At 63.2% G+C, this 14,117-nt stretch carries 10 protein-coding genes; 1 reads left to right on the top strand and 9 read right to left on the bottom strand.

What is annotated here, in order from left to right; all coding sequences use genetic code 11:
* Window positions 1-7 precede the first annotated feature (7 nt).
* From DN412_RS23935 to DN412_RS23910, 6 genes are all read right to left on the bottom strand, one after another.
* Complete coding sequence (locus tag DN412_RS23935) at window positions 8-1,759, bottom strand: IlvD/Edd family dehydratase (RefSeq protein WP_115213854.1); 1,752 nt, start codon at window positions 1,757-1,759, stop codon at window positions 8-10.
* A gap of 14 nt (window positions 1,760-1,773) precedes the next feature.
* Window positions 1,774-2,787, bottom strand: a complete 1,014-nt coding sequence (locus DN412_RS23930; RefSeq protein ID WP_115213853.1) for a Bug family tripartite tricarboxylate transporter substrate binding protein — start codon at window positions 2,785-2,787, stop codon at window positions 1,774-1,776.
* Between the two features lie 254 nt (window positions 2,788-3,041).
* The gene (locus DN412_RS23925) at window positions 3,042-3,671 is read right to left on the bottom strand and encodes a helix-turn-helix transcriptional regulator (protein WP_115213852.1); all 630 of its coding nucleotides are present in this window, start codon (window positions 3,669-3,671) and stop codon (window positions 3,042-3,044) included.
* Between the two features lie 67 nt (window positions 3,672-3,738).
* The gene (locus tag DN412_RS23920; RefSeq protein ID WP_115213851.1) at window positions 3,739-5,193 is read right to left on the bottom strand and encodes an N-acyl-D-amino-acid deacylase family protein; all 1,455 of its coding nucleotides are present in this window, start codon (window positions 5,191-5,193) and stop codon (window positions 3,739-3,741) included.
* A gap of 128 nt (window positions 5,194-5,321) precedes the next feature.
* Complete coding sequence (locus DN412_RS23915) at window positions 5,322-6,434, bottom strand: DSD1 family PLP-dependent enzyme (RefSeq protein ID WP_115213850.1); 1,113 nt, start codon at window positions 6,432-6,434, stop codon at window positions 5,322-5,324.
* Between the two features lie 11 nt (window positions 6,435-6,445).
* Window positions 6,446-7,414 carry a Bug family tripartite tricarboxylate transporter substrate binding protein gene (locus DN412_RS23910; RefSeq protein WP_115213849.1) on the bottom strand — a complete coding sequence of 323 codons (969 nt, stop codon included), beginning with the start codon at window positions 7,412-7,414 and terminating at the stop codon, window positions 6,446-6,448.
* A gap of 311 nt (window positions 7,415-7,725) precedes the next feature.
* Here DN412_RS23910 and DN412_RS23905 point away from each other — a divergent pair, with 311 nt between their 5' ends.
* Window positions 7,726-8,481: a sulfite exporter TauE/SafE family protein gene (locus DN412_RS23905; RefSeq protein ID WP_115213848.1), complete on the top strand. Its 756-nt coding sequence runs from the start codon at window positions 7,726-7,728 to the stop codon at window positions 8,479-8,481.
* 252 nt (window positions 8,482-8,733) lie between these two features.
* On the opposite strand, the gene ggt is transcribed toward DN412_RS23905, so the two are convergent.
* The 3 genes from ggt to DN412_RS23890 all read right to left on the bottom strand — a co-directional run bounded on the left by ggt (window position 8,734) and on the right by DN412_RS23890 (window position 14,116).
* Window positions 8,734-10,341 carry a gamma-glutamyltransferase gene (ggt, locus tag DN412_RS23900; RefSeq protein ID WP_115213847.1) on the bottom strand — a complete coding sequence of 536 codons (1,608 nt, stop codon included), beginning with the start codon at window positions 10,339-10,341 and terminating at the stop codon, window positions 8,734-8,736.
* A 149-nt stretch (window positions 10,342-10,490) separates the two neighbouring features.
* Window positions 10,491-11,483: a tripartite tricarboxylate transporter substrate binding protein gene (locus tag DN412_RS23895; protein WP_167471120.1), complete on the bottom strand. Its 993-nt coding sequence runs from the start codon at window positions 11,481-11,483 to the stop codon at window positions 10,491-10,493.
* A 305-nt stretch (window positions 11,484-11,788) separates the two neighbouring features.
* A complete protein-coding gene (locus DN412_RS23890) occupies window positions 11,789-14,116 on the bottom strand; it encodes a xanthine dehydrogenase family protein molybdopterin-binding subunit (protein WP_167471119.1) in 2,328 nt (775 codons plus the stop codon).
* Window position 14,117 lies beyond the last annotated feature (1 nt).

Genomic DNA, 14,117 nt, shown 5'->3' with positions numbered 1-14,117 from the left:
CCCCTTCTTACTCAGGTGCCTTGCCGCGCGTTTCGGGCGCGCGCAGGAAGTCGAAGTCGACGCCCTGGTCGGCCTGCGTCACGGTCTGCAGGAACAACTTCAGGTAGCCGCGCGGCGCGCTCGGCTCAACCACGGGGGCGGCCGCGCGGCGGCGCGCCAGTTCCTCGTCCGATACCAGCAGGGCCAGCTCGCGGCGGCTCACGCTCAGGCGGATGCGGTCGCCAGTCTGCACCAGCGCCAGCGGCCCGCCCACGGCGGCTTCGGGGGTCACATGCAGCACCACCGTACCGAACGCGGTGCCGCTCATGCGCCCGTCGGAAATCCGCACCATGTCCTTGACACCGGCCCGCGCCAGCTTGCGCGGGATCGGGATATAGCCGGCCTCGGGCATGCCGGGCGCGCCCTTGGGGCCGATGTTCTTCAGCACCAGGATGTCATTGGCGCTCACGTCGAGGTGGTCCAGGTCGATGCGCTCGATCAGGTCCTGCGCGTTCTCGAACACCACCACGCGCCCCTCATGCTCCATCAGCTCCGCGGTCGCCGCGGATTGCTTGATGATGGCGCCGCCAGGCGCCAGGTTGCCGGCGAGCACGGCGATGCCGCCTTGCGGGTAGATCGGGTTGTCGAAGCTGCGCACCACATCTTGCGCGAAGCCCGGGCCGGCATTGTCTATCTCCTCGCCCAGCGTGCGCCCCGTGACGGTCAGCGCATCGAGGCGCAGCAGCGGGCGCAGTTCACGCAGCAAGGTGGCCATCCCGCCGGCTTTGTGGAAGTCCTCCATATAGTGCTGGCCGTTCGGCTTCAGGTCGAGCAGCACCGGGGTTTCGCGGCCCATGCGATCAAGCGCCTGCATATCGATATCCAGGCCCATGCGGCCCGCAATGGCCGCCAGGTGCACGATGCCGTTGGTCGAGCCGCCGATGGCCAGCAGTACGCGCATGGCATTCTCGAACGCGGCCGGCGTCAGGATGCTGTCGATGGTCAGGCCCTCGTGTGCCATCGCCACGGCGCGTGCGCCGGTCTCTTCGGCAATGCGGATGCGGTCGGCGGTCACGGCCGGCGGCGTGGCGCTGCCTGGAAGGCTCATGCCCATCGCTTCGGCCAGGCAGGCCATGGTGCTGGCGGTGCCCATCACCGAGCAGGTGCCGACGCTGGCCACCAACTGGTTGTTGACCTGCGAGGCTTCCTCCGCGTCGATTTCCCCGGCGCGGAACTTGCCCCAATAGCGGCGGCAGTCGGTGCAGGCACCCACCCGTTCGCTGCGGTGCGAACCCGTCAGCATCGCGCCGGTGACCAGTTGGATCGCGGGCACGCCGGCAGAGGCCGCGCCCATCAGCTGCGCCGGCACGGTCTTGTCGCAGCCGCCGATCAGCACCACCGCATCCATCGGCTGGGCGCGGATCATTTCCTCCGTATCCATCGACATCAGGTTGCGCAGATACATGCTGGTCGGCGCGGCAAAGCTCTCGTGGATGGAGATGGTCGGGAATTCCATCGGCAGCCCGCCGGCGAGCATGATGCCGCGCTTCACCGCTTCGATCAGCTGCGGCATGTTGCCATGGCACGGGTTGAATGCGCTGCCGGTATCGGCGATACCGATCACCGGGCGGTCGAGTGCTGCATCGGTATAGCCCGAGCCCTTGATAAACGCCTTGCGCAGGAACAGCGAGAACCCAAGGTCGCCATAGTTGGTCAGTCCTTTGCGCAGGCCTGTTTCCCCGGAGGAAGCGTCCGGTCCTTTGGGCTTATTAGTGGTCATGAGTCGTGGTCGTTTCAGCTATCGGATTTGATATGGGCGTCGGTGATGACCTTCTCCCAGCGTGTGACTTCGGTGCGCAAGCGCTCGGCCGATTCTTCAGGGGTGGTTGGCGGCAATGCATAGACACCCTGCTTCAGGAACTGCGCCTTGACATCAGGCATTGCAAGAATCCTGGCCAGCGCCGCATTCAGGCGCTCAACCACCGGCGCGGGCGTGCCCGCCGGCGCCAGCACGCCGAAGGTGGAGCTGACGTCCAGGGTTGGCATGCCGCTCTCTGCGGCAGCGGGCACGTCCGGCAGCATCGAGATGCGCTTGGGTGCCGCCACGGCAAGCGCGCGCAACTGGCCTGCCTTGATGAACGGCTGCGCGGCCGGCACCGTCTCCACCATCATGTTGACCTGCCCGGCCACCAGGTCTGTCATGGCGGGACCACTGCCTTTGTACGGCACGTGGGTCATGTCGATATTGGCCTCTTTCTTGAAGATCTCAGCCGCCATGCGCTGCGGGGCGCCGGCACCAGACGAGGCGTAGTTAAGCTTGCCGGGATTGGCCTTGCCGTAGCTGACCAGTTCCTGGAGCGTCTTGACCGGCACCCTCGGATTGACCACCACCACCAGTGGCACCGAGCCAACGACCATCACCGGGGCGAAGTCCTTGAGGATGTCGTAACGCAAGTGCCCTTTTTCCAGGGTGGCCATGGTTGCATGGGACGTCAGTGCGCCCATCAGCAACGTATAGCCGTCTGGCGCGCTGCGGGCGACCACTTCCGCGCCGATGTTCCCGCCCGCGCCGCCCCGGTTGTCAACCACCAATTGCTGGCCCAGCACTTCGCCCAGGCGGGTGGCAACGATGCGGCCGATCACGTCGGTGGCGCCGCCCGGCGGATAAGGCACGACCAGCCGGATCGGCTTGTCCGGATAGGCCGCGAACGCGGCCGGGGCACTTGTGAAAGCGGTCATGGCGGTGAGGGCCAACAGCCCTGCCCGCAGCAGGGTGCGACGAGTCGCATTGATGATGGGGAAATCCATATCGTCTCCGGTCTCTTGTTGTCAGCGCACCCACAGCCGGGGATGCGTCATGCACGGAGTTTGACGAAGACGGAAGGCAAAAAAAAGCGATCCCCAGACCGATTAACCAAAAGATTATTTTGGTTTCCGCGGCCCCCCAGGACCGCTCGCTGCCAAACGTGCCGACCCTCGCCGAGGCAGGCGTGGGGGGCTACGCTTGGCGTAGCCCGTGTCAGCGGAATGAATGCGGAAACGAGTCGGGCAGCAGGCCAGCTTCACTTGGCATAGCTGTACACCGAGGCTCGCGAGACGCCCAGATGCTGTGCGACGATCTCCATGGCTCGGCGCACTTCCATACAGCCCGACTCCTTGAGCTCGCGCATCAGTGCGCGGCGCTCTTGCGCCTTGAGGGAACGCGGCGTGGTCGCAAGCCGCGCAGCGAACTGGTCAATGCGGCGCCTGATGGCCTCGGCGCCGGCCGGATCGAGCGATTCGTTCACACCTGCAGCAGAGCCGACGCTGCCAAACTGGTTCAGCGCATTTTGCAAGCCTCGGAAAAGCGTCAGGTCTACATTCATGCACAAGGCCGCCACGTAGCGGCCACTCGAATCCTTGATGCCAATGGACGTGCTCTTTGCCTGGCGGCCATCGGTGAACTGATTCGCGTAGTTCGCGATGACTTGCGGAAACTCCGGATCGGCAATGCGTGCGATACCGAGTTCTGTGGCCGGATCGCCAACCTGGCGGCCCGATAGATTGTTGTGGATCGCCAGGATGGCCTGCTTAGGATGCAGCAGGTCATGTACAACGACTTCACAGAACGGTGCCAGGGTCTCGCCGAGACCCTGCGCGACCTGCTTAAGCTGTTCAAGCAGCGCTTGCTGCTCCGCCGAAAGTTTTTTCATTTGGAAATAATATCTAAAATCAAGATATTACGTCAATGAAACGGCCCGGCCACTCCTGGCTCGGCGATTACGCTCGCTCCCGCCGTAGCACCTGGCCGGGCCGCGCGCCGCTGGACTTGCCATCGCGCCACACGACGCTGCCGTTGACAAGCACCGTATCAATGCCTATGGCCGGTGCAATCGGCCTGGCAAATGACGCTCCCTCGCCAACTGTTTCGGGATTGAGAACGGTCAAGTCTGCGAAGGCCCCCTCCCGCACAACCCCACGGTCGGCGAGCCCGAAATTCCTGGCGGTCAGTCCGGTCATCTTATGGATCGCGGTCTCAAGCGAAAACAGGCCCAGGGACCGCCCGTAGTGGCCAAGAACACGTGGGAAGCTTCCCCAAAGACGCGGATGCGGAGAGTCGTCGTGGGGCAAACCGTCCGAGCCGATCATGGTCTGGTCGAAGGCCAGGATGCGCTGCACATCCCGGTCGTCCATCATGTAGTAGATCGCACCGGCGGGCGACAGCCGGTCGACTACCTCTTCCTGTGTGCCACCGAGTTCGGCCATGATGTCGGCCAGATCCTTGCCGGCATACTGGGGCAGGGGTTTTGACCATGTCACGGTCACCCGGGTCGCATTACGTGCGCGATGCGCGGACAGAATGGTGGACGACGCCGGATAAGGATAGCAGTCGAGGCAAACCTCTTGCTTTTCCATATGTTCAGCAATGAACTTCAGCGTTTCTGCGGAGCGACCATAATTCTTGACGCCGACCAGCTTATGATGCGAGATGACGACCGGTACACCGACTTCGCGACCGATGCGGAAGGTCTCGGTCAGTGATTGAATGATGTGGTCGCCCTCGTTTCGCATATGCGTGCAATAGACTCCGCCGTACTCGCGTAACGGCTCGCATATTTCAATGACTTCTTCCGTTGGCGCCGCAATCGACGGTTCGTAGAACAGCCCCGTGGACACGCCAATCGCGCCGGCGCGCATGGCTTCATCGACCAGCGCGCGCATGGCTGCGACTTCGTCCGGATTTGCCGGCAGGGAAAGATCATTCATCGTCGCGACCCGCAATGTCGAATGGCCGACCAGCATGGCGCAATTCGTTGCCGCGGGCTGAGCGCGCAAAGCCTCCAGGTATTCTGCAAAGGTAGCAAACCGAAACCACGCTCCGCCATCATCGAGTAGGTTAAGCGGCGGGGTGACCGGATCGGGAATCTGCCGCGGCATCGGCGCCAGCGAAACGCCGCAATTGCCGCCGATCACAGTAGTGATACCCTGGCTGACCTTGGGAGCCATGTCCCCGCCAGAGAGCAGCAAGCGGTCGTCATGCGTGTGCGCATCGATAAAACCAGGCGCCACCACAAGCCCAGATGCATCGATTTCCGTGGCTGCGCTGGCCCCCCGCAAATCGCCGATGCGCACAATACGGTCACCTTTGATACCCACATCGCCTGCATAACGTGGAGCTCCCGTTCCGTCGACAATCGAGGCATAGCGGATCATGACATCATAACGCTCACTCATCGGGTACTCCCTGGTATCGTGTTCATCAATTTCTCCGGAAGCCGGGCTGTGTGGTGATGCATCTCGTCGCGGGATCGGCGACGCGATAGAAGCATGTCAATCGTGCTCGCAGACCATCGGCATGGCAGTCAGAGCAGAGCACCACGCGCCGCAATCGGCCATAGCGCTTCGACCCTTCCATCGCGTACGCAAACCAGAGAATCATATAGATTGACGGTGGGATCGCAGTGGCCGGGAATGAGCATCAATTTCTCTCCCAGTTCCACTGAAGCGGGACTGGGGGTAGCAATTACGCCATGTTCGTCTGATGCTTTCAGGTATTTCAGATCGCTGCGCTTCCACACCAGTGGCATGCCGGAATCAACACTGGAGGCCTTCAGGCCTGCATCCACGATAGCCCTCTCGCCGGTGGTCCTGCTCATCACCGACGTCAGGACAAAGAGCGCATGCTCGAAGGGAATGTCGTCCGGACCACGCGTATTTTCACCGTAATCGCGATCCATGAAGACATAGGAGCCACACTGAAGCTCGTTATAGACGCCGGAGTCGCGCTCGAGGAGGAACGTGCCGGTACCTGCGCCAGCGATAATCTCAACTGGAATGCCATGTGCCTCGATGATTTTCTTTGTCCACAGCGCGAGTTCAGCGGCATCGCGAATTGCGGCAGTACGCTCCTGCGGCGTTCGCAGATGCTGGGCCGGTCCGTGATAGCACTGCAGCCCGGCAAAGCGCAGCGGCGAGGAGACAATCAATTCTGCGAGATGCGCCGCTTCTTCACCTGGAGGGATGCCGCAGCGATGGGCGCCGACGTCGATTTCGATATAGACATCCACGCTCTTCCCGGATGCTTGTGCGGCGGCGGCCAGAGCCTGAATCTGCGAGGCATCATCGACCAGAACCCCAATGCGGGCAGAGCCGGCAAGTTCCATCAGGTGGCGGATTTTCGCTGCGCCGACGATCTCGTTGCTGATGAGGATGTCGGTAACGCCGGCCTGGACAAACACGGCAGCCTCGCTGACCTTCTGGCAGCAGATGCCCACCGCGCCCAATGCGATCTGTCGCAAGGCGATCTCCGGACACTTGTGGCTCTTGGCGTGGGCACGCAGACGCACGTTTCGGCCGCGCAATGCGTCAGCCATTCGCTTGAGATTTCGCTCGAATGCATCCAGGTCGAGTACGAGCGCGGGTGTATCGATATCAGCGACGGGGTCGCCGGCTTGAGCTGCTTTCCAGGGACTCACGGGGATTTCCTTTAATCGATCTTGGCACCGGAGAATTTCACGATCTTTGCCCACTTGGCCGTCTCGCGGCGGGAGAGTTCCAGGAACTCCTCAGGCGTGCTGGGCGCGATTTCCGCTCCCAGCAGCTTGAATCGCTCTCGCACGGCGGGGCTGTCCAGAGCGATGCGAATCTCGCGATTGAGGCGGGTAACGATGTCTTTGGGGATGTGGGCCGGGCCGACGATGCCTCCCCACGCCGACACCTCGAATCCAGGCACGGATTCGGCGATCGCGGGAACGTCCGGATAGGCAGCCATGCGCTGCGCCGAGGAGACGCCAAGCGCCCGCGCCTTGCCCGCCTTGGCCATCGGTGCGGAAACCGGCGTGTTGATCATCATGAGCTGTATGCCACCGCCGATCAGGTCCGTGACGGCCGAAGTCGCCGCGCGATAGGGCACATGCAGCATGTTGACGCCCGTCATCGCCTTGAAGAGTTCGACGCCCAGATGTGCGGTGGTGCCGTTGCCATCCGATCCAAAGGCCAGCTTGCCCGGATTCTTTTTCGCATAGGCGATCAGCTCGGGAATGGTCCTGACGGGCACACTGTCGTTGACGATCATCATGTTGGACAGGCGCAGCGTGTTCGCGATCAGCGTCAGGTCCTTTTCGACGTCGTATGGCACCGATGGCAGCAGCGACTTGTTGGTCGCCAGCGAGACGATATTGCCGTAAGCCAGCGTGTATCCGTCGGGCGCAGACTTCACCAGCTCCATCGTGCCGATCACATAGGAACCACCAGGCTTGTTGTCAATCACGATTGACACGCCCAATTGCTGTGCCAACTGCGGAGCGAGGGCCCGCATTAACGCATCCGGAGCACCGCCGGGGGCTGACGGCACAATTAGCCTGATCGGTTTGTCCGGATAAGCCGCGAAGGCGGAAACCGGCAATGCTGCACACAGCGCTAACACAAACTTCACCAAAGAACGTCGGGAACTCATTGGGCCATCTCCTGTATGTGATTCGCGTTTTCGAGTCATTCCATCAGCTGCACTTGCGCCATCGAAGTTCCATGGTTACGGTTTGTGTTCTAGACAAAATATACAGTTCTGGATATAATGTCAACCCAAGCAGGAAGTAACGGAACAACTCGCGCCAGCCCCCTGCCCCAGAGCAAGGCACACCCGAAGGGCAATATGGATTGCGGCCTGCAGACCACGGCGCTTCACCGTTGCTTCATAAGGTCCCATGTCGCCAGGCTGGTCACTGCGGACACTCAGATGACGCCCCAATAGGAAAGAGGCCCTTACGCATGGATCCGGTGATTTTGGTCGTGGCACTGGGAGCCATTGTTGCTGGCTTCGTACAAGGGCTTTCTGGCTTCGCCTTTGGTCTCACTGCAATGTCGTTCTGGGCGTGGTCGCTGGATCCCAGGCTGGCCGCGTCAATGGCGGTTTTTGGGGCGCTAACGGGGCAGATCATTGCCGTGGTAACCATGCGCCGAGGATTCAAGCTGGGCAGACTATTGCCTTTCCTGATCGGCGGCCTGGCTGGCATACCCGTTGGCGTCGCGATTCTCCCGTCGCTCGACCTTCAACTCTTCAAGGTCTTCCTCGGTACGTTCCTGGTGCTGTGGTGCCCGACGATGCTTGCCGTACGAAACCTGCCGAAGATCACAGCGGGCGGGAGGTTGGCCGACGGGATCGTGGGCGGCATCGGCGGGATCATGGGTGGCATCGGCGGCTTTACCGGCACGATTCCCACACTTTGGTGCTCGTTGCGGGGATTCGACAAGGATGAACAGCGTGCGATCATTCAGAACTTCAATCTCGCCTTGCTGCTTGTGACCATGGCCATCTACGTGGAAAAGGGAATCGTGACACGTGCCATGCTGCCGATGCTCGGAATCGTCGGGCCGGCGATGCTGATTCCCACTATCCTGGGCGCCCGGCTGTATGTTGGGATTTCCGAAGCGACCTTCCGCAAGATTGTATTGAGCCTGCTCGCGGCATCCGGGGTCGCGTTGCTGACATCGTCCGTCCCGCATTTGCTTCAGCGTTTGGCGTAGGGCTTCTGTCGCGGTAACACCGAGGCCGTGGAATTCGCGTGCCGGGATTGATGCCAATCGAAGCCGCAGGCTAACAGCACCCCGACCCGCCTTCCCTGCTGAGTCCGACTCCGGCCCAATCTACTGGAGGCCTACTGCGACAAAGCCGCCGCGCGTGACCGGCTCCAGCCGGAGCCGGCCCTTGCGGCAGATCGTACGCCCCGAATTGCAGCGCTGGCGCAACTGAATATCGTCACTTAGTTCAAAGAAAGATCAAATTCCGACCGGATAGCCATCCTTGCGGTGATCGCTTGCCGCGACATAGCCGCCATTTTCCAGGCGCAGAGCCGCCTGGGCGCTGCCGAACTCGGTATCAAAGCGTTTGGCAACCGTGATCGGATGCCCGCGTGAGATCAGTCCTTCAATCACCGCTTGCGGCATATTCCATTCGACGGTAACTCCATGATTGTCGTCAAGTACGCGCCAGCGAGGCGCATCGCTTGCCGCCTGCGGATTCAGCCCCTGATCGACCATGCGGGAGACCATCTGCATATGACCCTGCGCCTGCATGGATCCGCCCATGAGGCCAAAACTCATCAGCGGCCGGCCGTTTTGCATCAGGAAGCCGGGAATGATGGTGTGGAACGGACGTTTTCCAGGCGCCACCTCGTTGGTATGGCCGTGACGCAAGTTGAAGCCCCAGCCGCGGTTTTGCAAGGCGATGCCGGTATTGGGCACGACCACGCCCGAACCAAAGCCCTTGAAGTTGGATTGAATAAACGAAACCATCATGCCGTTGCGATCCGCCGTGGTCAGGTAGACGGTGCCGCCGCCAAGCGGTTTGCCGGCGCGGGCCGGCGCAGCCCGCTCGGGGTCGATCAACCTGGCGCGTTGTGCCAGATATGCCGGGTTGAGCAGGTCGGCCGCTGTGACTTCCGTCATGTGATCCACATCGCCGACGTATTCATGCAAGTCGGCAAAGGCCAGCTTCATTGCCTCGATCTTCAAGTGCATCGCCAGCGCGCTATCCTGATCCAGGCTCTTCAGATCGAAATGCTCGAGCATGCCCAATGCCATCTGCGCCGCAATGCCTTGACCGTTTGGCCCGATCTCGTACAGTTCAACATCCCGGTAGCGGATGCCGATCGGCTCGACCCAGTCCGCCTTATGCGCGGCGAGGTCGGCTTCAGTGATCGCGCCACCGGTATTGCGCGCGTGGTCGGCAATCGCACGGGCGAGTTCGCCATGGTAAAAATCGTCGCCCTTGGTGCGCGCGATGCGCTCGAGTGCCTTTGCCTGTCCCGGGCAAATAAAGCGCTCGCCCTGGAGCGGCGCCCGGCCGTCGGGGGCAAACGCTTCGCGGTAGCCCGGCTGATCGATCAGTTCGCCGACCTGCTTTTGCCACTGATTGTGGACATTGTGCGAAACCAGATAACCTTCCCGCGCATAGCGCAGCGCCGGTTCGAACAGGTCTTCGAACGGCAGGCTGCCAAAGCGCTCCCACATGGCGCGCCACGCTGAAACTGTGCCTGGCACGGTTACCGAGTCCCAGCCCCGCTTCGGTATCTCCTTGTATTTTGAAAAATACTCGCGCGTCCATGCGGCCGGTGCCCGGCCCGATCCATTCAAACCATGCAATGTGTCGCCATCCCAGATCAGCGCAAACGCGTCGCCGCCGATACCGTTGTTGCACGGCTCGACCACAGCCAGGGCGATTGCCGTGGCAAGCGCCGCATCGGCTGCATTGCCGCCGCGCAGCAGCATCTGCAAGCCGGCCGCGGAGGCAAGCGGCTGCGAAGTCGTCACGACGTTGTCGGCGACCAGCGGCAAACGCTGCGACGTGTAGGGAAAGGTCCAGAAAGCGCTTTGATTCGATTGCATGTTGTCCTGATGTAAATAGCAGCCGACGCGAAGTCTGGCGGCGGCAAGCCGTTCAGCTAAGCCTGGCGGTTGAAAAAAAGTCAGCGCAGTTAGGCGCTTTTCTCCGGGCAATTGGCATTGCGGGCAACGCGAATACAAATCGACCCATATCAATCCACGACGATGTTCTGTCGCTTGGCGAGCGCCCGCCACCGCTCCACGTCCTGCGCGATGGTGGCGGCGAACTGGGCCGGCGTGACGGGCCTGGCTTCGGCGCCCTCTTTCAGGATCGCCGCCTTGATCTCGGGCTTGGACAAGACCGCATTGACGGCGGCGTTCAGTTGGTTGACGATCGCCGACGGCGTGCCCGCCGGTGCCAGCAGGCCCCACCAGAGCTCGAACTCGTAGCCCGGCACCGCGCTGGACATGGGCGCGAGTTCCGGCGCGATCGGGCTCGGCTTGAGGCTGGTGATGCCAATGGCGCGCACCTTGCCGGCGCGGACCATCGGCAGCAGCGACGGGCCGGTGGAGATCAGCAACTGCGTCTGGTTGCCCATTAGGTCGGTCAAGGCGGGGGGCATGCCGCGATACGGGATATGCGTGATGAGCAGGTTGCCGGCCATGGCCTTGAGCAGCTCAGTGCCGAACTGGTTGACGCCGCCCGGCCCGGACGAGGCGTAGTTGTACTTGCCTGGGTTGGCGCGGATCGCGGCGATCAGTTCCTGCGGTGTCCTGGCGGGGAATGCATTGTTGACCGCGACGATGAACGGCCCCCGCGCAAACATCGCCACCGGCGCGAAGCTCCTGACCGCATCGAACGGTAGCTTGGCCTGCACCGCGGCATTGGTTGTCATGCTGGACGACACGGCGGCCAGCGTGTACCCGTCCGGGGCGGACCTGGCGACGATGCCGGTGCCGGTATTGCCACTGGCGCCGGGGCGGTTGTCGACGACGACGGCTTGCTTGAGCTCCTCGCCGATCCCCTTGGCGACGATGCGCGCGAAGATGTCGTTGGAGCCGCCCGGCGGATAGGGCACGACGATGGTAATGGGCTTGCCTGGATACCCATCCCGCGCGAAGACCGCGCCGGACACCAGGCAGGCAATCAGCGTGGCGGCGAACGCCACGCTACGGGAAACGGATGCGGATGCTGATTTCAAGATGCCTCCATCTGTGTCCTTGCTTGTCCCACGCGGGGCAGCCTGATCCCGGCTGTGTCAGGCGGGCGGAAATCCAAGGTTCTGGACAATATATTCAATAGTAGATATTTTGTCCAGACGATGAAAGCGACTTTGCAGCGGCATGAAGCGCTGCCCGAGCAACTGAGACGGTAAGGCGACGCCGGCGAGAGAACGCACAACGGCACTGTCAGCTTCTTGGGTAGCGAGGCGAAACAGTGGCAGGCCGGACCTGCCGCCCACTGGGGCGGCCGATCGCATGCGTGTGACGACCGCGCGACCCGGTCAGATCAGCCCTTGAGCTGGTCCCGGATCGGCAGCGTGCGGATGCGCGTGCCGGTAGCGGCGAAGATTGCGTTGCACAGCGCCGGCGCGATGGTCGGCGTCGCCGGCTCGCCGACCCCGCCGAGCGGCACGTCGAATCGGCTCGGCAGCAGGTGCACATGGATCTCCCGCGGTGCGGCCGGCGCGCGCAACACCTCGTACTGGTGGAAATTGTCCTGCTGGGGCCGCCCGCTCCTGAAGGTGATCTCGCCGCTGGTGGCCAGGCTGAGGCCCATGATGCAAGCGCCTTCGACCTGCGAGCGGATGCGATCCGGGTTCACCTGGGGACCGCAATCGACCGCAACGTCGATGCGCGGCACGCTGATGCTGCCGTCCTGGCCAACCACCACTTCCACTACCGCGGCCACGTAGGTCACGAAGCTGTAGCAGACCGCCAGGCCCAGGCCGCGGCCCGACGGCAGCTTGCGGCCCCAGCCCGCTTCACGCGTCGCCACTTCGATGGTCTTGCGCAGCCTGCCCGTATCCAGCGGGTACTGCTGCGGCGACTCGCCGTAGTTCCAGGTGTCGCCCATCTGGCCAGGGTCGATGCGGCGATCCCGGCCCAGCAGCGCCAGCAGGTAATCGCGATGATCCTGGCCCGCCGCCGCAGCCAGTTCAGCGGCAAATGACTGCACGGCGAAAGCGTGTGGAATATTGGACACGGAGCGGAACCAGCCGATGCGGGTATGCGCCTCCACCTCGGGATTCTCCACCCGGAGGTTGGGGATGTCGAAGGGCACATTGATCGCGGACATGCCCAGCTCCACCGCCGATTCCGACCTGGCGCCGGCGGTGAAGGTGGAGCTGATCGATGACGCCGCGGTCCGGTGCAGCCACGCGAGCGCCTTGCCGTCCGGGGCCAGCATGGCTTCCAGGTGCTCCACCGAGACGGTGTGGAAGTAGTCGTGGTGGAGATCGTCGTCCCGCGTCCAGGTCACCTTGACCGGCTTGCCGCCCATTGCCTTGGACAACAGCGCGGCCTCCGCGACAAAATCGGGCTTGGATTTGCGGCCGAAGCCGCCGCCCAGCAGCGTCACGTGGACGGTCACGTTCTCAGGCTTGAGACCGAGAGCCTTGGCCACGGTCTCGCGCGTGGCCTGCGGCGCCTGCACCGGCGCCCACACCTCGCACGACCCGTTGCCCACCTTTGCGGTAGCCACCGGCGGTTCCATCGATGCGTGTGCGATATGCGGCAGGTAGTATTGCGCCGTGATCCGCTTGCCGCTGCCGGCCAGCGCCGCCATCGCGTCGCCCTGGTTTCTCACCACCCTGCCCGGCCGGTTGGCCGCCGCTTCCATGCTGGCCTTGAAAGCAGCCGAATCGTAGCCGGCGTTGGGGCCGTCATCCCACTGGATCTTCAGCGCTTCGCGGCCCTTGATGGCGGCCCAGGTATTGCTGGCAATCACCGCCACCCCGCCCAGCGGATTGAACAGGGCCGGCGCCGGGCTGCCTGCAAGCGGCACGACCTTGACCACGCCCGGCACCTTTTCGGCCTGCGCCGCGTCGAAGCTGGCCACCTTGCCGCCAAAGACAGGAGGACGGGCAATCACGGCGTACAGCATGCCGTCCATGCGCACGTCGATGCCATACTGCGCGCGGCCAGTGGCGATATTGCGGCCATCGATATTGCGCGTGCTGTCCTTGCCGATATAGCGGAAGGCGGCGGGATCCTTGAGCCGGAGACTCGCGGCCGGGGGCACGGACAGGCGGGCCGCGTCGCGCGCCAGCGCACCGTAGCCAAGCTTCCTGCCGCTCGCGGCATGCACCACCTCATGGTTGCGCGCCTGCACTTCGCTCACCGGCACGCCCCAGCGCGCGGCGGCGGCGGCTTCCAGCATCTGCCGCGCACTGGCGCCGACGCGCCGCATCGGCTCGAAAAAATGCCGGATGCTGCGTGAGCCGTCGGTATTCTGGTTGCCATAGCGTGCTTCGTCGCCCAGGGCCTGCACCACCGCCACATGGGCCCAGTCGGCTTCCAGCTCGTCGGCCACCACCATCGGCAGGCTGGTGCGCACGCCCTGCCCCATCTCGGAGCGATGGCACACGACTGTGACGTGACCGTCCTCGCCGATCTGCACGAAGACCAGCGGATCGTCCACCGCGCCGCCGGGCATCGCGTCGCGGCCGTACTTCCTGGCCTCCTGCGCCAGCACGACGCCGTCCAGGCCGACCGTCAGAGCCAGTCCCGTCATCGCGCCCATGCCCTTGAGCCAGCGGCGCCGCCCGGTCGACTCCGGCGCGCCGGGGATAGCGTCCTGCGCCGTTGCCACGTCCATACCGAGGATCCCGCTCATT

The organism is Cupriavidus lacunae, assembly GCF_003353055.1.
Lineage (GTDB): Bacteria > Pseudomonadota > Gammaproteobacteria > Burkholderiales > Burkholderiaceae > Cupriavidus > Cupriavidus lacunae.
The sequence above is the reverse complement of the archived record's forward strand: the minus strand, read 5'-3'. Positions and strand labels throughout refer to the sequence as shown.